Source organism: Porphyrobacter sp. GA68 (assembly GCF_022605525.1).
Classification (GTDB): domain Bacteria; phylum Pseudomonadota; class Alphaproteobacteria; order Sphingomonadales; family Sphingomonadaceae; genus Qipengyuania_B.
The window spans coordinates 1,414,576-1,433,216 of record NZ_JAKQYJ010000001.1 but is presented as its reverse complement, the minus strand read 5'-3'; the positions used below and the strand labels follow the sequence as shown (position 1 = coordinate 1,433,216).

The 18,641-nt window shown below is 65.7% G+C and carries 17 protein-coding genes; 8 read left to right on the top strand and 9 right to left on the bottom strand.

Going from position 1 to position 18,641, the window contains the following annotated elements:
* Window positions 1–77: 77 nt before the first annotated feature.
* The gene (locus LHJ54_RS07195) at window positions 78–1,448 is read right to left on the bottom strand and encodes a M20/M25/M40 family metallo-hydrolase (RefSeq protein WP_228243219.1); all 1,371 of its coding nucleotides are present in this window, start codon (window positions 1,446–1,448) and stop codon (window positions 78–80) included.
* Window positions 1,449–1,563: 115 nt separating this feature from the next.
* On the opposite strand from LHJ54_RS07195, the gene ettA reads away from it, so the two are divergent.
* Window positions 1,564–3,237: an energy-dependent translational throttle protein EttA gene (ettA, locus tag LHJ54_RS07190; RefSeq protein ID WP_228243218.1), complete on the top strand. Its 1,674-nt coding sequence runs from the start codon at window positions 1,564–1,566 to the stop codon at window positions 3,235–3,237.
* A gap of 16 nt (window positions 3,238–3,253) precedes the next feature.
* Here the strand turns inward: ettA and LHJ54_RS07185 are convergent, their stop codons facing one another.
* Window positions 3,254–3,847, bottom strand: coding sequence for a pyridoxamine 5'-phosphate oxidase family protein (locus LHJ54_RS07185; RefSeq protein ID WP_228243217.1), 594 nt, complete (start codon window positions 3,845–3,847; stop codon window positions 3,254–3,256).
* A 131-nt stretch (window positions 3,848–3,978) separates the two neighbouring features.
* On the opposite strand from LHJ54_RS07185, the gene LHJ54_RS07180 reads away from it, so the two are divergent.
* Complete coding sequence (locus LHJ54_RS07180; protein WP_228243216.1) at window positions 3,979–4,884, top strand: RcnB family protein; 906 nt, start codon at window positions 3,979–3,981, stop codon at window positions 4,882–4,884.
* A gap of 19 nt (window positions 4,885–4,903) precedes the next feature.
* Here the strand turns inward: LHJ54_RS07180 and LHJ54_RS07175 are convergent, their stop codons facing one another.
* A complete protein-coding gene (locus LHJ54_RS07175; protein WP_228243215.1) occupies window positions 4,904–5,452 on the bottom strand; it encodes a cytochrome b in 549 nt (182 codons plus the stop codon).
* Window positions 5,453–5,523: 71 nt separating this feature from the next.
* Here LHJ54_RS07175 and LHJ54_RS07170 point away from each other — a divergent pair, with 71 nt between their 5' ends.
* Entirely contained in the window at window positions 5,524–6,192 is a 669-nt protein-coding gene (locus LHJ54_RS07170; RefSeq protein ID WP_228243214.1) for a 2OG-Fe(II) oxygenase, read from the top strand.
* On the opposite strand, the gene LHJ54_RS07165 is transcribed toward LHJ54_RS07170, so the two are convergent.
* The gene (locus LHJ54_RS07165; protein ID WP_228243213.1) at window positions 6,193–7,827 is read right to left on the bottom strand and encodes a lysine--tRNA ligase; all 1,635 of its coding nucleotides are present in this window, start codon (window positions 7,825–7,827) and stop codon (window positions 6,193–6,195) included. It abuts the gene before it with no gap.
* A gap of 179 nt (window positions 7,828–8,006) precedes the next feature.
* Between LHJ54_RS07165 and LHJ54_RS07160 the strand changes: the two genes are divergently transcribed.
* Genes LHJ54_RS07160 through LHJ54_RS07150 form a run of 3 tightly spaced genes read left to right on the top strand, consistent with a single transcriptional unit; the run spans window position 8,007 to window position 11,534 of the window.
* Entirely contained in the window at window positions 8,007–8,225 is a 219-nt protein-coding gene (locus LHJ54_RS07160) for a hypothetical protein (protein WP_228243212.1), read from the top strand.
* Between the two features lie 49 nt (window positions 8,226–8,274).
* Window positions 8,275–11,010, top strand: coding sequence for an ATP-dependent DNA helicase (locus tag LHJ54_RS07155; RefSeq protein WP_228243211.1), 2,736 nt, complete (start codon window positions 8,275–8,277; stop codon window positions 11,008–11,010).
* Entirely contained in the window at window positions 11,007–11,534 is a 528-nt protein-coding gene (locus LHJ54_RS07150; protein ID WP_228243210.1) for a histidine phosphatase family protein, read from the top strand. The genes LHJ54_RS07155 and LHJ54_RS07150 overlap by 4 nt, the downstream gene beginning before the upstream one ends.
* A 34-nt stretch (window positions 11,535–11,568) precedes the next feature.
* Here the strand turns inward: LHJ54_RS07150 and LHJ54_RS07145 are convergent, their stop codons facing one another.
* Together LHJ54_RS07145 and ubiA are read right to left on the bottom strand one after the other, a co-directional pair.
* Window positions 11,569–11,844 carry a PepSY domain-containing protein gene (locus tag LHJ54_RS07145; protein WP_228243209.1) on the bottom strand — a complete coding sequence of 92 codons (276 nt, stop codon included), beginning with the start codon at window positions 11,842–11,844 and terminating at the stop codon, window positions 11,569–11,571.
* Window positions 11,845–11,939: 95 nt separating this feature from the next.
* Window positions 11,940–12,800: a 4-hydroxybenzoate octaprenyltransferase gene (ubiA, locus tag LHJ54_RS07140; protein ID WP_228244328.1), complete on the bottom strand. Its 861-nt coding sequence runs from the start codon at window positions 12,798–12,800 to the stop codon at window positions 11,940–11,942.
* Between the two features lie 151 nt (window positions 12,801–12,951).
* Here ubiA and LHJ54_RS07135 point away from each other — a divergent pair, with 151 nt between their 5' ends.
* Together LHJ54_RS07135 and LHJ54_RS07130 are read left to right on the top strand one after the other, a co-directional pair.
* On the top strand, window positions 12,952–13,701 hold the full coding sequence (locus LHJ54_RS07135) for a 16S rRNA (uracil(1498)-N(3))-methyltransferase (protein ID WP_228243208.1): 750 nt from the start codon (window positions 12,952–12,954) through the stop codon (window positions 13,699–13,701).
* 39 nt (window positions 13,702–13,740) lie between these two features.
* Window positions 13,741–15,111 carry a glutamate--cysteine ligase gene (locus LHJ54_RS07130; protein ID WP_228243207.1) on the top strand — a complete coding sequence of 457 codons (1,371 nt, stop codon included), beginning with the start codon at window positions 13,741–13,743 and terminating at the stop codon, window positions 15,109–15,111.
* A gap of 83 nt (window positions 15,112–15,194) precedes the next feature.
* On the opposite strand, the gene LHJ54_RS07125 is transcribed toward LHJ54_RS07130, so the two are convergent.
* The 3 genes from LHJ54_RS07125 to LHJ54_RS07115 all read right to left on the bottom strand — a co-directional run bounded on the left by LHJ54_RS07125 (window position 15,195) and on the right by LHJ54_RS07115 (window position 18,638).
* Window positions 15,195–16,532, bottom strand: a complete 1,338-nt coding sequence (locus tag LHJ54_RS07125) for a PQQ-binding-like beta-propeller repeat protein (RefSeq protein WP_228244327.1) — start codon at window positions 16,530–16,532, stop codon at window positions 15,195–15,197.
* 26 nt (window positions 16,533–16,558) lie between these two features.
* Window positions 16,559–17,383, bottom strand: coding sequence for a tetratricopeptide repeat protein (locus LHJ54_RS07120; protein WP_228243206.1), 825 nt, complete (start codon window positions 17,381–17,383; stop codon window positions 16,559–16,561).
* Window positions 17,384–17,510: 127 nt separating this feature from the next.
* Window positions 17,511–18,638, bottom strand: coding sequence for a glycosyltransferase family 1 protein (locus LHJ54_RS07115; protein WP_228243205.1), 1,128 nt, complete (start codon window positions 18,636–18,638; stop codon window positions 17,511–17,513).
* Window positions 18,639–18,641 lie beyond the last annotated feature (3 nt).

Here is an 18,641-nt window from a genome sequence, read left to right as displayed (position 1 = left end):
GCATGGGAAGCTGTTCGGTTTTTGGGAGAGCGCACACCGTTCGCTGCGGCAGTAACCTGCTCCCGCAGAAAATTGCCTTACTGCTGGCCCAGGAAATTACCCTCCGTGTTGGCGAGGATCCCGACAACCTGGGTCCACACCGCCACATTCTGCCGCAGCTGCGCGGGATCGATCTTGTCCAGCGTGTCGTCGGGCGTGTGGTGCAGATCAAAATAGCGGGTGCCGTCCTGCTGCAGGTCGACCAGCGCTCCTTTCTGGTCGCGGATGACGTTGAGGTCCGCGCCGCCGGTCGCCACTTCGCGCGACGGCGCGACGCCAAATCGGACCACCGACTGCGCCAGGCGCCGGTAAAGCTGCGGGTTGCTGTCGGTGAAGTTGGTGTCGAGACGCCAGATCCGATCAGCGCCGAAGTCGCTTTCGATTCCCACCGCAAAAGGCTCATTGAGATGCGCCTCGGAATAGGCTCTGCTGCCCCACAGGCCGGTTTCCTCCGCGCCCGCGAACAAAACGCGGATTGTGCGCAGCGGCTGCCCGGCAGAGGCCACGTTGCGCGCTGCCGCCGCGATGATCCCGCAGCCAGCGCCATCGTCGACCGCGCCGGTTCCCAGATCCCAGCTGTCCAGATGGCACGCGAGCAGCACCGGTGGCAGCGACGGGTCGCGCCCGACAATTTCGCCAACCACATTGCCGCTCTCCGTCCGCCCCAGCTGGCGCGGCGTCAGGGTCAACTTCATGCGGATCGGCCTGTCCCCGGCGCGGGCGAACATCCGCTCCAGATTGTCGGCGTCCGGGTTAGACAGCGCAGCCGCCGGGATGGGCGTGACGCCGGCGGCAAAGGTAGTGCCGCCGGTGTGCGGGGTCCGGTGGCTTTCCGTACCGATGGAGCGGATCACGGCAGCTACCGCCCCCTTGCTGGCGGCCAGGCCCGGGCCGGTCCAGCGTGCCGGACCCGCAAAGCCGTAGGACGAGCCATCCTGAGTCGGGCGCATCTCATGACCAATGAACGCGATCTTTCCGCGCAGGCTGCCGTCAGGCGCGGCCTGCAGGTCGGCGTAGCTGGGGAAATAAACCACCTCAGCTTCCAGACCACGCGCCCCGGTTGCGCCGCTGTTCCCCAGCGCCGTAATCGTCAGGGGCTGCGCGAACGGTGCGACCACTTCGGCCCGCTCTTCGCCCCGAACCCAGGTGTCCATCATGAACGGCTCGTTGGCCACGTTGGCAAAGCCTGCGGCGTTCAGCCAGTCCATGGCCCACGCGCGGCCTCGCGCCTCCGCCTCCGTTCCAGGCTGGCGCGGCCCCACTTCGGTCGTGATACCTTCCACGAAATCCCACGCCAGCCGGTCTTCGTCCAGCGCAAGGTCGGCGGCGGCGGCCACAGGATCGGCGGGTTGCGCGATTACTGGTGCCGCGAGGATCGCTGCGGCGAAGGCGAGGTAGGAGTTCTTCATAGCGAACGCCGCTAATCCGCGGCGAGCCTCAAGTCCAGCTTGCCGCAGCAGGGTGCAGCGCCTATTTGCCGCCGCAACCCTCTCCCACCTACACATCACCCCAAAGGAATTTCGAATGGCCGCGCAGTACGCGTTTGTCATGAAAGACATGACCAAGACTTTTCCCGGTGCGCAAAAGCCGGTGCTCAGCAACATCAATCTGCAGTTTTACCAGGGCGCCAAGATCGGGATTGTCGGACCAAATGGTGCGGGCAAGTCGACCCTGATCAAGATCATGGCCGGCATCGACACGGATTTCACCGGGGAAGCGTGGGCCGGAGAGAACATCACGGTCGGCTATCTTGAACAGGAGCCGGAACTCGACCCGACCAAGACCGTGCTGGAAAACGTCAAGGACGGTGCGCGCGACACGGCCGATCTCGTCGACCGCTACAACCAGATTGCCGCGGAAATGGCCGAACCGGACGCCGATTATGAAAAACTCGGCGAAGAGATGGGGGATCTTCAGGCCAAGATCGACGCGGTGGACGGCTGGACACTCGACAACCAGCTGGAAATTGCGATGGAGGCGCTGCGCTGTCCACCGGGCGACTGGCCGGTGACCGACTTGTCGGGCGGGGAGAAGCGGCGCGTGGCGCTGACCCGTCTGCTGATCCAGAAACCGTCCATCCTGCTGCTGGACGAGCCGACCAACCATCTTGACGCCGAAAGTGTCGAATGGCTGGAAAAACATCTGAAGGAATATGCGGGCGCGGTGCTGATGATCACCCACGACCGCTATTTCCTCGACAATGTGGTGGAGTGGATCCTGGAACTCGACCGGGGCAAGTACTTCCCGTACGAAGGCAACTATTCGACCTATCTCGAGAAGAAGGCCAAGCGGCTGGAGCAGGAAGACCGGGAAGAGTCCGGCCGGTCCAAGGCGATCAAGGAAGAATTGCAGTGGATCCGGCAGACACCTGCCGCGCGGCAGACGAAATCCAAGGCCCGCATCCGCAAGTTCGAGGCTTTGCAGGAATCCCAGAACGAGCGCAAACCGGGCAAGGCACAGATCGTCATCCAGGTGCCGGAACGGCTTGGCGGCAAGGTCATCGAAGCCAAGAACCTGACCAAGTCCTATGGTGACAAGCTGTTGTTCGAGAACCTGAGCTTCACCTTGCCGCCCGGCGGGATCGTCGGCATCATCGGACCCAACGGTGCGGGCAAGTCCACCCTGTTCAAGATCATCACCGGCAAGGAACAGCCCGACAGCGGCGAGGTGGAGATCGGCTCAACCGTGCGCCTGGGCTTCGTCGACCAGAGCCGCGATCACCTCGACCCCAAGAAGAACGTCTGGGAGGAGATTTCCGACGGGCTCGATTACATGAAGGTGAACGGTCACGACACGTCCACCCGCGCTTATGTCGGCGCCTTCAACTTCAAGGGCGCGGATCAACAGAAGAACGTCGGCAAGCTGTCCGGCGGGGAACGCAATCGCGTGCACATGGCCAAGATGCTGAAGGAAGGCGGCAATGTCCTCCTGCTGGACGAGCCGACCAACGATCTGGACGTGGAAACGCTGGCCGCACTGGAAGACGCCATCGAGAACTTCGCGGGCTGTGCGGTGGTCATCAGCCACGACCGCTTCTTCCTTGACCGGCTGGCAACGCACATCCTGGCGTTCGAAGGCAACAGCCACGTGGAGTGGTTCGAAGGCAACTTTGCGGCGTATGAGGAAGACAAACGGCGCAGACTGGGCGATGCGGCAGACCGGCCGACCAGGCTCGCTTACAAGAAGCTGACACGGTAAGCGCCAACGCCGTAGTTCACGGCGTGAGCCACTGCCCCGCCCACCCGTCCGCCCGCCGGAACACGGCGCGGCGGTGGCCGGTGTGGGCAAGGCTGTACCAGTCAATCTCCTCCAGCTCGACGAGCATGATGGCGAAATTGGCACGCGCGGGTCGCAACTGGTCCTCGGTCGGTTGCTGACCCTCGATCCACGCGGGCAGCCCGGACGCTGGCCCCTCGCACAATTCGCCGGGGGCGGCGCCGAGGTAACAGCGGCGGGCGAAGGCGGCGGAACCCGCCCAGGCCGCATCGACCCGTTCCCCGGTGACGACAACCTCGGCGCGGCCGCGGCACCTGATCTGCACGCCCGCCCCCTTGTCATAGGCTAGCACACCAACGCGCGGGTCGTCGGCGATGACCGATCGCTTGGGCGATCGGGCGTCGAGGTGGAAGCGCAGCGTAACGCTAGCCACATCGAATTCCCGCAAGACCATGACCCGCGCGTCAGCATCGGCGGTGGCAATCACCGGCGTGTGCATGGCAGATCGACGATCGCGGACCGCAGTGTCGAGCCTCGCCCAAATATCGAGCCGCACCGCAGGCAGACTTTCTGTTGCCGATATTGCATTCATACAAACAACCTTTAATATGAACAGCAGACCTGCTGCCCGGTTCAGTGCGAAGTCATCAGCCGCAGTCTAGCCACAGGTCATCGTCAACCCTGGCTGGCAAGGTGCGGAAGCCGCCAATGAAGGAATTGCATATGGAAATGCGATCGTTTCTGAAAGCCAGCGCCTCAACGGTCCTGCTTGCCTGCGGTTTCCTGGCTGCCGGTCCTGCCCTCGCGCAAGTGCAGCCTGCGCCCGAGATCATGGAGCCGGGCAGCTTTGCGCAGCGTGGCGATGCGCCCTCGCGGCGCGGAAAGTCGTCCGATGGTCTGCGCCAGCGCGCCGAGCGTCCGCAGCGCGCGCCGCAGGTGCGGCAGGAGCGTCGCGAGCAACGACAGGATCGAAGAGTGGAGGATGGCCGCGGCGCAGATCGGCCGCGCGCCGAGATCGAGCAGCGCATCAGGGAGCGTGCGGCCACGCGTGACGCGCCCTATGTCCAGCAGGAACGCAACCGCACCTACCGCGACCAGCAGCGCGCCCGGCAGGACGATTGGAGATCCGATCGCGGCAGTGGCGGTGTCGAGCGCCAGCAGGCGGAAATCGACCGCCGCCTGAGGCAGGGCGGCATCGACCGCCGCACCGGAGAAGGCAACGAATACTGGCGCGACCGGCAGCAGCGTGCGGAACGGTCGCGCGATGCCTGGAGGCGGGATGATCAGTGGCGAGACAACCGGTGGGACAATGGCCGCGGCTGGGACCGGAATGGCTGGCGCAGCGACCGGCGTTACGATTGGTTCAGGTGGCGCGCGGCCAATCGCGGCCTGTTCCAGCTGGACCGGTACTACGCGCCGTACCGCGGTTATCAGTACCGGCGGCCCGGCATCGGATTGCGCCTAAGCCAATCATTCTACAGCAACCGGTACTGGATCAACGATCCCTGGCGTTATCGCCTGCCCGCCGTGTACGGCCCCTATCGCTGGGTTCGTTATTACGATGACGTGCTGCTGGTGGACATCTACTCCGGCCAGGTGGTGGACGTCATCCATGACTTCTTCTGGTAGGTGCAGGTAACGGCAACGCTCAGCCGCGTGGCGGGGCGTTGCCGAACCACATCCGCGACAGGCCGGGGGCACGATCGATAAAGCTGTGCTTCAGCGCGCCGCCGATGTGCAGGATCAGCAGGCCGATCATGAAAAAGGCGGCGTATTCGTGCACCTCGTAGAACAGCCCGGCGGTTTCCCGGCTGCGCGCCACGGGAAGTGCCGGAATGTCGAACAGGCCGAACCAGCTCACCGGATCGCCGCGCCCGGCCGACACCATGATCCACCCGGCGAGCGGCACCACGAAAAGCAGGAGGTAGAACAGCACGTGGGTGGTCCGCGCCAGCGCCTTTTCCCAGCCGGCAAGATGATCCGACAGGGGCGGCCAGCGATGCGTCAGCCGCCAGCCGACACGCACCAGCGACAGCGCCAGCACCGTGATGCCGGCAGCCTTGTGGCTCTCCATCAAGGCGGGCGGCACCTCTTCTCCCGTCAGGAACACCACGCCAACGTTCCACAGGACAAGCGCGGCAATCAGCCAGTGCAGGATAACGGCGACGTTGGAATAGCGGATCTGGGCTGCGGACATGACCACCCTCCCTCTGCTCCAAAAGATGCAGGATCTTGCCCGACCCGGCAAGTGCCCGCTAATCCGGCGACATGCCGGACGTCAGTAACATTCCCGATCAGGCGGCGCTCAAACGCCTGGGCGCGAGTGTGCGGCAACGTCTGGCGGCCAACCCGTCCGCCTATGCCGTGGAGACGGACCGGGCGGAACTGTTCGCAATCGGCGATTTTCTGACGCAAGCCGAATGTGCGCGCTTTATCGATCTGACCGACGCGTGCGCCCGTCCCAGCGCGCTCCACGACATGGAGTACGCCAAGACGTTCCGCACATCGTCATCGGGAGACTTCGACCCGGCAGATCCGCTGGTGAAGGCCGTATCCCGGCGGATGGACGATCTGCTGGGGATTGATCCGGCGTTCGGGGAAACCGTTCAGGGGCAACGGTATCAGCCCGGACAGGAGTTCAAGCCGCACAACGACTGGTTTCACCCCGATCAGCCATATTGGCCGCTGGAACGCGACCGGGGTGGGCAACGCAGCTGGACAGCGATGGCCTTTCTCAATGAAGTGGAAGAAGGTGGCGAGACCGATTTTCCCGTGCTGGGTCTGTCGATCGCGCCCAAGCCCGGCGCGCTGCTGGTGTGGAACAACGCCGCGCCCGATGGCACACCCAACGAGGCCACATTGCACGCCGGTACGCCGGTCACGCGCGGCGTGAAATACGTCCTGACCAAATGGTATCGCACACGCCGCTGGACCTGATCAATCTACCCGTGTCAGTGCCTCCGCGATCAGCGCGCGCGAGTTCTCCACTCCATAGAGCGCTATGAAGCTGCCCATCCGCGGCCCCTGGGCGGAACCCAGCAGGGTTTCGTAAAGGGCGCGAAACCAGTCGCGCAGGGAGGAAAAGCCGTATTCCTCCCGCTTGCCGATTTCATAGATCTGCGTCTGCAGCTCCTCGGCGGAAACGCCGGGTTCCGCCGCGGCCAGCACTTTGTCCAGCGCGCGTAGCGCTTGCGCCTCACTGGCTGTGGGCGCGCGCTTGCGCAGCGTTGGCGCAACGAAGTCGCGGTTGAAGGACACCGCCCGTTCCACCAGGCTGGCCAGCGCCGGGTGGGTGGCTGCGCCAGCGTCGGGCACGTAGCTGCGCAGGTAGGACCAGACCGCGTCAGGCGCAGCACCCGCGCCCAGCACGCCCACCAGGTTCAGCAGCAACGCATAGGTCACAGGCAAGGTGTCCCCCGCCCCCGGCGCCTCCGCACCGCTCCATCCGCCGTTCGCGCGGGCAAGGTGCCACACCGGATTGCCCAGCTGCTTGTCCAGCGGCTGTTCGCTCAGCAACGCACGCGACTGCCAGTAGTCGTCCACCGCGCGGGGGATCACGCCGGCATGCAGTTGCTTGGCCGACTTCGGATTGGGGAAGATGTAATAGCCAAGCGACTCTTCGCTGCCATAGGTCAGCCATTCTTCGATGGTGAGGCCATTGCCCTTCGACTTGGAAATCTTTTCCCCATTCTGGTCGAGGAACAATTCGTAAATCAGCCCATCGGGCTTGCGTCCGCCCAGCGCCTCGGCAATCCGGCCGGATTGCACCCCGCTGTCGGTCAGGTCCTTGCCATACATCTCGTAATCGACGCCCAGCGCAACCCAGCGCATGGCCCAGTCGACCTTCCACTGGCATTTGGCCATGCCCCCCAGCGCCGATTGCTCGACCACGCTGCCGTTCTCGTCGGTGAAGCGGATCAGGCCGGCTTCGGCGTCCACCACCTCCACCGGGACCTGCAACACGCGGCCCGTGGTTGGCGAGACCGGCAAGACCGGGGCATAGGTCTGCCTGCGCTCTTCGCGCAGGGTCGGCAGCATGATGTCCATGATCGCGTCCCAGCGGCGCAGCACCTGCCGCAGCGCCGCATCGAACGTTCCGCTCTCGTACTGCTGCGTGGCCGACACGAACTCGTAATCAAAGCCGAACCGGTCCAGAAACTGGCGCAGCATCGCATTGTTGTGCCCTGCAAAGCTGCCATGCCCCGCGTCGAAAGGATCGGGGATCCGGCTGAGCGGCTGGCCCAGGTGGCGGGTCAGCATGTCCTGCTGCGGCACGTTGTCCGGCACCTTGCGCAGGCCATCCAGATCGTCGGAGAAGGCAACCAGGCGCGTTCTGCCATCCTCTGGTCGGGCGCCGATCAGGCTTTCGAAAGCCCGGCGCACCAGCGTGGTCCGCAGCACTTCCTGGAACGTGCCGATGTGCGGCAGGCCGGATGGTCCGTACCCGGTTTCGAACAGGACCGGTTGCCCATCCGCTTTCCGCCCGTCCGGATAGCGGCGCAAGACCTTGCGCGCTTCCTCGAACGGCCAGGCTTTGGAAACGCGGGCGGCGGCAATCAGTTCATCGGTCATGGCAAGCGCGTCTCGCGCAACATTGCCGATGTGGCAAGCCGGAAGGCAGGCGGAATGCGCGGGTTTACGTCATCTTCACATTATCGACCTAGGCATGCGCTTAAACACTGGCTGCTGCGACCAGTCCTGCCGCCGCGTCAGCGGCGGGAAGGAACGGTTCAACAAGGGTGACAAGGGTTATGAATACTTCCGTAGTCTATTTCCTCGGCTTCGTTCTGGTTGTCGCCGGCCTTGGCTATGGCGCGATGAGCCTGGGCGTGCCGATGCTCTGGATCGGGATCGGCGCCGTCATTCTGCTCGGGATCGGCTTGATGAGCACCGTGACGCACACCAGGCGGCCGGGCCCCAGCGGGGAAGAGCAGATCACGCGCACCACCACGACCATTCGCGAGGAATAAGCGCCGCCGGGCCGTTGCCCTTTCGCTCCGGCCCGCCCATGTGGCGCGGGTGGTCGCCGCCCTCGCCCTTCCTGCCCTCCACGCCAGCCATGCCGGGACATGGTTGCGCCAGGCGGGGCAAACCCGCGAGGTCGCGCGGGGCGAAGCGCTGAATGCCGCGGCCGACACGCCGCACCTGCTGGTAAACGCGCAGCTTGCGGCCACCCGCCTTGGATATCCGGAGCTGTCCGGTCTCGACCTGCTCGAACTGTTTGCCTTTGTACGCCCGGCCCAGTTCTGCGTCCCGACGGTCAAGGGCATCGCCCATGCGACGGGCCTGCCCGAACCCGGTGCCGAAGCGGACGCACCGTTGCTGTTGCAGCAGGCGGCCGCGGTCCTGATCGAACAGTGCCGCGCCGACGACTGGCCGCAGCGGGAAGGAGCCTGGAGCAGCCTGCAGGCACTTATCCGCCTTCGCTGGCCGTGGGCGAACATCCTGGCGCCGGTCATCCGCAGGCCGGAGCGGGCCGAACGCTGGCTGTTCGCGCGGCTGCCGGAATGGGAGGAGACGCCTGAACGCGCGCAGCCGCGCACCGTGCTGATCGAGGAGGAAGAAGCGGCGGCGCATCTTGCCCGCCTGACCGGAGAGGGTGCGGAACGGCGCGAAGGACAGCACCAGTATACCCGTGACGCGGTCGCCATGTTCGCGCCGCGCGACCGCCACAGGAAGCCGCACATGCTGCTGGCGCAGGCGGGCACGGGTATCGGCAAGACGCTGGGCTATCTCGCGCCCGCCGCCCTGTGGGCGCAGCGCACCCGCGGCACCGTGTGGGTATCCACCTTTACCAAGAACCTGCAGCGGCAGTTGCGGCAAGAGGCGGCGCGCGCATGGCCCGAACGACGCGCAGACGGCAGCGCACCCGTGGTGGTGCGCAAGGGGCGGGAAAACTACCTCTGCCTCCTCAACCTGGAGGACGCGCTGCAAGGCGGTTTCAGCGGCCGGCCGGCGGTGCTGGCGCAGCTGGTGGCGCGCTGGGCGGCGTTCACGCGCGATGGCGACATGGTGGGCGGCGACTTGCCCGGCTGGCTTGGCACCCTGTTCCGCCGCCGCGGCATCGCCGCCCTGACGGACCAGCGGGGGGAGTGCATCTATGCCGGCTGCCCGCATTACCGCAAATGCTTCATTGAACGCAGCGCGCGTGCAGCGGCCCAGGCCGATCTCGTCATCGGCAACCACGCCTTGGTCATGATCAACGCCGCGCGTGCCCGCGATGCGCAGACCCGCCCGACCCGCATAATCTTCGACGAAGGGCACCATGTCTTCGACGCCGCCGACGCGACCTTCAGTGCAGCCCTGACCGGGCAGGAAGCCATCGAACTGCGCCGGTGGGTCATCGGTCCGGAACGCGGGAGCAGGGGCCGCAGGCGCGGGCTGGCGGCGCGGCTGGCGGATATCGCCAGCTATGACGAGGCCGGCGCAAATGCGATTGCCGCCGCCGTGGACGCAGCCGCACTGCTGCCGACGGATGGCTGGCTGGAACGGGTGGCACAGCAGCAGCCGGGCGGGCCGATCGAGCGTCTGCTCGCCGAGGTGCGCGCCCTCGCCTACGCCCGCGACGCAAGCGGCGGGGCGGAAGCAGGCTACGGCATCGAAACGGAAGCTGCGCAATTGCCCGGAACGCTGATCGATGCCGCCAATGACGCGGCAGAAGCGCTGGAGTTGGTGCGGCGTCCGCTGGCGCAGCTCTCCATCCGGCTGGAAGCGGTCCTGACCGATGCGCCCGACTGGCTGGATACATCCGGTCGGGCACGCGTGGAAGGGGCGCGGCATGCGCTGGGCTGGCGGATCGATCTGCTGGCCGCGTGGGTGGCCCTGCTCACGCGGATGGGTGGGCCGGTGGACCCGGCATTCGTCGACTGGCTGGCGGTTGAACGCAACGACCGGCGCGAATTCGATGTCGGGCTGTATCGCCATTGGCTCGACCCGATGAAGCCGTTCGCCAAGGTTGTGCTCGAACCGGCGCATGGAGTGATGCTGACCAGCGCGACCTTGTGCGACCGCACACCCACCGGACCCGACTGGGCCGAAGCGGTGGCGCGCAGCGGCGCGCCGCATGCAGGGATCGAACCGCGGTTGACGCAAACCGTCAGCCCCTTCGCCTATGCCGAAAATGCAGAGGTGCTGATCGTCACCGACATCGCACGAGGAGATTTGGCGGCCTTGGCTGGCGCGATGGCTCGCATAGTGGAAGAAACGGGTGGAGGTGTACTGGGGCTGTTCACCGCGATCCGCCGTCTGCGGGCGGTCCATGGCCGCATCGCGGATCGGCTGGCCCGGCAGGGGCTGCCGCTCTATGCGCAGCATGTCGATCCGATCGATACCGGGACACTGACGGACATCTTTCGGGACGACCCTGCCGCATCCCTGCTAGGCACCGACGCGCTGCGCGATGGTGTCGATGTGCCGGGTGAAAGCCTTAGATGCGTGGTGCTGGAACAGGTGCCGTGGCCGCGCCCCACGATCCTGCACCGCGCGCGCCGGGCCGCCAGCGGGGTGAGCGGGCAGGTCTATGACGATCGCATTATTCGCGCCCGGCTGGCGCAGGCGTTCGGACGCCTGATCCGCCGGGCTGACGACCGGGGGCACTTTATCGTTCTGTCAGCTGCCTTTCCTTCACGACTGCTCAGCGCTTTTCCGGATGGCACCCCGGTTGCGCGCGTGACCTTGCAAGAGGCGCTGGCGCGGCTATCAGGCGGCAGGGCGGAACTGGCCGCCGCTTTTGGGGACAATGAGGCGCGCTCATGAAACGCATTGGTCTTCTGCGGCACGCCAAATCCGACTGGTCGGACAGCGACAAGCGCGATTTCGACCGGGGACTGAACGAACGTGGCCGGCGGGGTGCACGGCTGATCGGGCGGCACATCGCGGCAGAAGGAACGCAGTGGCAGCTTGTCCGCGCCAGTTCAGCCGAACGCGTTCGGCGAACCGTGGAGCACGCTTTGCCCGATGCGCAGGTCGCTTTCGACGAGGTGCTGTATCTCGCGTCGGCGGAGACGCTGATGGACCAGCTTCAGCTTCTGCCCGACACAATCGACACGGTCCTGCTGGTGGCTCACAATCCGGGGCTGCAAGACCTGATCCTCAAACTGGTGGCGCCCGCCAACGAGAACGCGCTGTTCGATGCGGCAAAGGAAAAGTTTCCCACCGCCAGCTTCGCCATCCTCGCCCTGCCCATAGATACATGGGCTATGGCAGAGAGCGGTACGGGCGAACTGGTCCACTTCGCTCGCCCGCGCGATCTCGACCCAGAGCTGGGGCCGGAAGAGTGAACCGGGCACCTTCGCCCGGTTCACATTGATCCAATCACTCGTCCCGCTTGGCCCGGATCACCTCATAGGTCTGCGGTGCCAGCTTGACGTCCCACACAGTGCCGTCGCTGCGCCGCGCATCGTCAACTTCCCAATAGGTGCGGCCGTCATCCTGTTCCAGCTCGACGCTATCCCACCGCTCGTACCCGGCGGCGTTAAGCGCCTGTGTGATTCGGGCGTTCTCAGCCGCCGTCGGAGGACGATCGGCAGCCACCGCCGGCACTGAGAGAAGGGCCAAGGGTGCAATAAAAACAAGCCTTTTTAGTGACATAATTATCTCCATGCAGGTTGCATGTAAGACCAACCCCGCATCACACCCACTGTTCCGCCGCAACCCGCGAAACGAACCGCACGCGCGGCGAGCCGTCAGGCGTTGCCGACCACGAAACAGGCGGCAGCCATCAGCGCTCCGGTCCAGCGGTTCGCCCGGAAACGGTCCAGCGCGCTGGATGCATCGCAGACTTCCAGTGTCGCGACCTGCCAGCCCAGATGAACCGCTGCCGGGAGAAGCGCCAGCAACGCCAGCAGATCTTCCCGGTACAGCCAGAACCCGGCGCCCCACAGTCCGATCGCCAACAGATAGAACAGGGCAATACCGCTGCGCGCTCGTTCGCCCAGACGCAGCGCACTCGACCTGACCCCCACCAGCGCATCGTCCTCGCGGTCCTGCAGCGCATAGATCGTGTCGTAGCCGACGATCCAGGCGATGGTCCCCAACCATACCGCGGCGAGCGCATCCCAATTGTCGAGGCGCAGCTGCATCCACCCTACCAGGAGCCCCCAGCCGAAAACCAGTCCCAGCCAGAGCTGCGGCCACCAGGTTATCCGCTTCATGAACGGATAGGCCGCGACCAGCAGCAGGCTGGCCAGCGCCACCGCCTGTGCCTGCCACCGCAACTGCAGCAGGACGAGAAAGCCAATCAGCGAAAGTGCGACGAGCCAGACCCAAGCCGTCTTCCGGCTCACCCGCCCGGCGGCGACAGGCCGTGACGCGGTGCGCGCAACCTGCGCATCGAGGGGCGCATCCACGATGTCATTATACACGCATCCCGCCCCCCGCATGGCGATGCTGCCCACCAGCAGCCAGGCGAGGAGTCCGAGCTGCCACCCGCTTCCGGTCAGCCACACGCCCCATACGCACGGCCAGAACAGCAACTGCCATCCGACCGGCCGATCGAATCTCGCAAGCAGCGCAAGATCACGCAGCGGCTGCGGCAGGCGCAGCATCAGGCCGCGATGCTCCGTATCGGAAACGACGTCATCCACGCGCCCGCCCTATCAAGCAGGTCGTCCCGGCGAAACCCGGCATCTTGAAAGGGCTGCCCCGCACTGGCGCGCATCTTTAACTGGCCGGGTGAATGTGGTTAGAAGCCGCGCCATGCCCGCCACGCCAGCCTGGCCGCCGAAAAGCGCGCCCCGAATGTTCGTCGCACAGCGGCTGGAACAGGGCGCGACCGTCACCTTCGGCGGCAACAGCGCACATTATCTCAGCCGCGTCATGCGAACGAGCCCTGGTGCCGCAATCATCCTGTGCGATGACCAGACGGGCGAGTGGGCGGCACACGTGGTGTCCATCGGCAAGCGCGAGGTACAGGCGGCGGTGGAACGGCAGCTAAGATCGCGCGAGGAGGTGCCCGACTTCTGGCTCTGCGCTGCGCTGCTGAAGAAGGATCGGTTCGACCTAGTGCTGGAAAAGGCGACGGAACTCGGCGTGGCGGCGATTCATCCGGTCGTGACGCGCCGCTGTGTCGCCGGCAGCCTCAATGCCGACCGGGCCAGGATCATCACTACCGAAGCCGCGGAACAGTGCGCCCGCACCGCACTGCCGGCGCTGGTCGAACCGGCGAAGCTGGAGCAGTTGTTGAAGACATGGCCGGCCGACCGCACCTTGTTCTTCGCCGACGAGGAAGGCGGGCTGCCGGCGGCGCAGGCGTTCGCTGGCCACACCGGACCCGCCGCTCTCCTGACGGGTCCGGAAGGAGGCTTTGACGACGCCGAAAGGGCGGCCGTCCGTGCCCTGCCCCACGCCCGCCCGATCAGCCTTGGTCCCCGCATCCTCAGGGGAGAAACAGCTGCGATCACGGGAACCGCCCTGTGGATGGCGGCGGCCGGGGATTGGCAGCATTGAAGCATTGCCTTTTCCCGCCGCCTTTCTAACGCGGACCTGATGAGCACGCGCGACACCTCGAACGCGGTTGATCCGGTCATCGAATCGCGCGAACAGCTGATTGCGCCGATGGCGGGGGGAGCCAAGGCGCCTGAGGATTGGCGCATCGGAACCGAGCATGAAAAGCTCGTGTACAAGGCCGCCGATCATCACGCGCCTTCGTATGACGAACAAGGCGGCATCCGCGACATTCTGCTGGCCATGCAACAGTTCGGCTGGCAACCGGTCGAGGAAGGAGGGCAGGTCATCGCCATGCGCGGGGCCGATGGCACCGTCAGCCTGGAACCGGCAGGACAGCTGGAACTGTCCGGCGCGCCTCTCGAAAACCTGCACCAGACCTGCGCCGAAACCGGCCGGCACCTTCAGCAGGTCAAGGAGATCGGCAGCAGGTTCGGCGTTGGCTTCCTTGGCCTTGGCATGTGGCCCGACAAGACACGTGAACAGCTACCGATCATGCCCAAGGGTCGGTATGCCATTATGCTGCGCCACATGCCGCGCGTGGGCACGCTGGGCCTCGACATGATGCTGCGCACCTGCACAATTCAGGTGAACCTCGACTATGGGTCGGAAGCGGACATGGTGAAGAAGTTCCGCACGGGACTGGCGCTGCAGCCGCTTGCGACCGCGCTGTTCGCGAATTCGCCTTTTACCGAAGGCCGGCCGAATGGCTTCTTGTCCTATCGCAGCCATATCTGGTCCGACACCGATCCGCATCGCACAGGCATGCTGCCGTTCGTGTTCGAAGACGGCTTCGGCTACGAACGTTACGTCGACTACATGCTCGATGTGCCGATGTACTTCGTCTATCGTGACGGGCGCTACATCGACGCGGCCGGCCTCAGCTTCCGCGACTTTCTGGATGGTCGGCTGTCGGCGCTGCCGGGCGAGCGGCCACGCGAGAGTGACTGGATCGACCATTTGTCGACCGCCTTTCCTGAAGTCCGCCTGAAGAGCTTTCTGGAAATGCGGGGCGCCGATGGCGGCCCTTGGAACCGCATCTGCGCCTTGCCCGCCTTCTGGGTGGGTCTGCTCTACGATCAGAGCGCGCTCGACGCGGCATGGGATCTGGTCCGGGACTGGACAATGGAGGAGCGCGAAACGCTGCGTAACACCGTGCCGCGTTTGGGGCTGGCGGCGCCGATCCCGGGCGGAAGAACCCTGCAGGATCTGGCGGGTGAAGTTCTGGCGATTGCCCGTTCGGGGCTGCAGGCCCGTGCGCGGCTGAACGCGGGCGGGGATAATGAAACCGGCTATCTCGAACCGCTGAACCAGATCGTCGAAAGCGGCAAAGTGCCGGCGCAGTTGTTGCTGGACCAGTACCATGGCGAATGGCAGGAAGACGTCACGCAGGTTTACCGCTACAGTTTCTGAACCGACAGATCGTGTGACCTGCGCGAAACGAGCGGGCGAGCGCCGACGTAGCCGCGTTCCTCAAGAGGCCTCGCAGCGCGCGGCTAGCGAAAGGCGCTCACCCGGCCACTGTCGTCCAGCACATACAGCGTGTTGTTCGCCACGACGGGCGCCAGACTGACCCGCTGGCCCAAATTGGTGAACAGGCTGGCCGAACCTTCCTGCGGGCTGACCCGCCAGATTTCTCCCTCGGAGCTTGTGAGCCACAACTGTCCGCCGGCGAGTACCGGACCGTTCCAGAACACCGGCCCTGCGCGGTCTTCCTCGTCCCGATACCGCTTGAGCTGCGTGATCCAGCGGATCTTGCCGGTGTCCCGCGCGATTGCGAGCAGGCGTGCGTCATCGGTCAACGTGAATATCCACTGGCCCGCCAGCGCCGGGGTCGAGATGCCGGCCAGGTTCAGTTCCCAGATCCGCTGGCCGGACAGCAGATCGTATGCCGCCATGCGCCCACCCTGCCCCAGCGCATAGATCCGTCCGTCAGCGATGATCGGATCGGCGTCGATGTCCGTCAGCGCGCCGACTTCTGTTGAAATGGAGGTGCGCGCCAGCGCATCGGCCCAGAGCACACGGCCATTCTCATAGCGGTAGGCGACCAGTTCACCCGACGAATAGCCGGCAATTACCGTACCCTGACCCGCAGCCGGAGCCGCCACGCCGAACACGCCCGCCTGGGTCGCCGAGCCGGATTCCTGCCACTCGAGCGAGCCGTCAGCCTGATTAAGCGCGATGATCTGGTTATCCTGCGTCATCACGAAGATCAGGTTGAAGGCGATGGTGGGCGAACCGCGAAGCGGACCAGCCGGTTTGACTCGCCACGCAAGCGCTCCGGTGTTGGCATCGAGCGCGAGCACATCGCCAGTCCCGGTCGTGGCATATACGCGCCCGTTGGCGTAGCTTGCGCCGCCGCCGAACAGGGCGCTGGCAAGGTTGCCCGGCGCATCGCCGCTATAGGTCCAGACCCGTGCGCCGGTCCCGGCATCGAAGGCGCTGATCGCGCCGTCCGTGCCGACCGCGAACAGCCTCCCTCCACCGATCACGGGTGAGGCAGCGAGGCGGCGACGGTTTGTCGCTCCTGCCACCGTCGCGGTCCAGGCCCGCTGAGGCGCCTCGCCGAGCGCCAGATGACCATAGGCCTTGCTGGCGGTGCCGCCCGCCTGTGCCCACTCGCTGTTCACCTGGGCTGACGGCAAGGTCACTGGAACCCCGACCAGCGCGGGATCGGCCTGCACCGCGTTTTCTATGCGCGACAGGATGGGCATCCGCTCGCCCACTGTGGGCGTCGTGCGGGTTTCACCTCCGCCGAACAGTCCGCCGCTGCAGGCGGACAGCGCCAAGGCCATACTGCTTGCCATGGCGGAGCGGGTGATCTTTGTCTGCATTGTCAATTGTTCCAATCCTGGGCCGCTCACTCCTGCGGCAGCTGTCCCGGTGCTGTCTGCCCTGTCGAACCTTGCGGCACGATGACTTCTTCAACATTCTCGATCGTGTCGACACCCAACAGTCCCGCCATCTGCCGCGCTCGCGACCGCAGGCTTTCCGGCACTTCGTTTGCCCGCGCGATCTGGGCGAACAGTGCACCGGCCTGCTGCCGCTGACCCAGTTCAAGCTGAGCCATCGCCACCAGTTCCGCCGCGCTGCCGAAGAACGGCTGGCCCGGGCGCGCCTGGTCGCCGAGCAAGGCGATTACCCGCTGCGGCGGGAGATCGTCGAATTGGACGGTCACCTGCCGCACCCGCGCCAGTTGGCGCAGCTCGGCCGGTACATTCCCGTCATCGGCAATGGCCGCGAACAGCTCGCCCGACCGGCGCAGATTGCCTTCCTGTGCGGCGATCCCTGCTTCCAACAGGCGGGCACTGGCGCTGACGCCGGCGTTGCTGCTTCCGGCAAGCGGCTGCAGACGTTGCCGCGCTTCCGCCAGATTGCCCGCTTCGACCTGATCGAGCGCAGTCACCAGGCCTTCGGATGCCTGTTCGCGTGCACGTTCCTGCCGCTGCTGCCACAGCATGAAGCCGCCGAGCAGGAGGAGAAACAGCACGATGCCGATGATCAGCGGCTTGCCATAACGCTTGCCGAATTCGGCCATCTGGTCTTGCCGCACGGCCTCATCGATCTCGCGCAGAACCGCCCTGTCTTCGGCTTCGCGGCGCTGGCGCAGCTTTTCTGCGCGGTCGGATGCGGCGGGAACAGTGCCGCGAGGCGCGGACGGATCGGTCGGAGGAGATTGGGCCACGGGCGCTCTTATGTTGCTCTCGAAAGGAGATGGTTGCGCAGGCTACGCGGGTGTCCGCCTGCATCGCGCGCATCATTAGAAGCGGGCGCGATGAAGGGCAATGCCCCGCGCCTTGCCTTGCGCCGCCTCACCGCTTGCGTGGCGTTTGGGCTATCGCGCTGTCGAACAGACGGCGATAAGTGGCGGCGAGCCTGTCCAGGCCGAAATCCGCCGCGGCGCGGCGGCGGTTCGCCTCACCAAGCTGCTGGCGCAGGTCCGGTCGGGAGATGAGATCGTGCAGCGCCTGCCCGGCCGACTCCTCCAACAAGGCGACGTTTTCCGGCGCCAGCAAGTCCGCGAGGGCGGCCGCCCCTTGCCCGGCGAACGGCAATCCGGCAGCCAGCGCCCCCAGCACCGCCTCCTGCGGCCAGATCCCGCTCTCCGGGACTAGGGCAATGTCGAACAGGCCGAGATAGCGGGCGTGCTGACCACCGGAGGCCAGCGGATGGACGCGATCGTCCATGCCGGCGCGCGCCGCCGCCTCGCGCACGAAGCTCGGGTGGTCGCCCGCCGATGCCCAGATCAGGATGCAGTTATCCGGCAAGGCGCGGACCGCCTCCAGCGCCGCATCGATCCCACCGCTGTTGCGCGCGCCGTCAACGACGCCGATCCAGAGTTCATCTTTACGCTTGATGATGCCGGGCAGCGAATCGGCTTTCGGTCGTCTGGCGTAGGCGGTTACATCCACCGCCTCACCGATCCGCTTCACCCGGCCAAGCGGCTGCTGCCAGCGGGTCAGCGCTCGGCCTTCCATTGTCTCGTCCGGCACCACCAGGGCGGCGCTGCGACCCAGCGCAAGCTGGCGGTAGAGATCGCGCCGCCTCCCGGTCAATGCACCGCCTGCCGCGTCGTCCCCCCACTCGTGATGGATCAGCGGTGGCGGTGCATAGCCTTCGGAAAACATCGTGCGCGCCATGGCCGCGTTCATGGCTTCGTAGCCATGCGTCACGACCACGTCGAAGGGCAACATGGCTTGTGCGATCCGCTGTAGGCGGCCAGGCAGCGGCAAGCCGGACAGCTCGGGAAAGTCGGAGACGAAGCGCACGCTGTCCTGCCGCACCCCCGTCAGCCAGTCACGTTCGTTGGGGCGCGCGGGTACGATGCTGTGCTGATAACCCTGGCGCACCCGGTCAATAATCTGCGCCGTTCGCCGCGCTGCGGCGTCGTTGCTGTCGGGCAGAATGTGAAGTATTTGCGCGGTCGCCCCCCGGACCATGAG

Coding starts and splice junctions, on each gene's coding strand:
- LHJ54_RS07195 (WP_228243219.1), bottom strand. CDS start 1,448: ATGAAGAACTCCTACCTCGCCTTCGCCGCAGCGATCCTCGCGGCACCA.
- ettA (WP_228243218.1), top strand. CDS start 1,564: ATGGCCGCGCAGTACGCGTTTGTCATGAAAGACATGACCAAGACTTTT.
- LHJ54_RS07185 (WP_228243217.1), bottom strand. CDS start 3,847: ATGAATGCAATATCGGCAACAGAAAGTCTGCCTGCGGTGCGGCTCGAT.
- LHJ54_RS07180 (WP_228243216.1), top strand. CDS start 3,979: ATGGAAATGCGATCGTTTCTGAAAGCCAGCGCCTCAACGGTCCTGCTT.
- LHJ54_RS07175 (WP_228243215.1), bottom strand. CDS start 5,452: ATGTCCGCAGCCCAGATCCGCTATTCCAACGTCGCCGTTATCCTGCAC.
- LHJ54_RS07170 (WP_228243214.1), top strand. CDS start 5,524: ATGCCGGACGTCAGTAACATTCCCGATCAGGCGGCGCTCAAACGCCTG.
- LHJ54_RS07165 (WP_228243213.1), bottom strand. CDS start 7,827: ATGACCGATGAACTGATTGCCGCCGCCCGCGTTTCCAAAGCCTGGCCG.
- LHJ54_RS07160 (WP_228243212.1), top strand. CDS start 8,007: ATGAATACTTCCGTAGTCTATTTCCTCGGCTTCGTTCTGGTTGTCGCC.
- LHJ54_RS07150 (WP_228243210.1), top strand. CDS start 11,007: ATGAAACGCATTGGTCTTCTGCGGCACGCCAAATCCGACTGGTCGGAC.
- LHJ54_RS07145 (WP_228243209.1), bottom strand. CDS start 11,844: ATGTCACTAAAAAGGCTTGTTTTTATTGCACCCTTGGCCCTTCTCTCA.
- ubiA (WP_228244328.1), bottom strand. CDS start 12,800: ATGCTGCGCCTGCCGCAGCCGCTGCGTGATCTTGCGCTGCTTGCGAGA.
- LHJ54_RS07135 (WP_228243208.1), top strand. CDS start 12,952: ATGCCCGCCACGCCAGCCTGGCCGCCGAAAAGCGCGCCCCGAATGTTC.
- LHJ54_RS07130 (WP_228243207.1), top strand. CDS start 13,741: ATGAGCACGCGCGACACCTCGAACGCGGTTGATCCGGTCATCGAATCG.
- LHJ54_RS07125 (WP_228244327.1), bottom strand. CDS start 16,532: ATGCAGACAAAGATCACCCGCTCCGCCATGGCAAGCAGTATGGCCTTG.
- LHJ54_RS07115 (WP_228243205.1), bottom strand. CDS start 18,638: ATGGTCCGGGGGGCGACCGCGCAAATACTTCACATTCTGCCCGACAGC.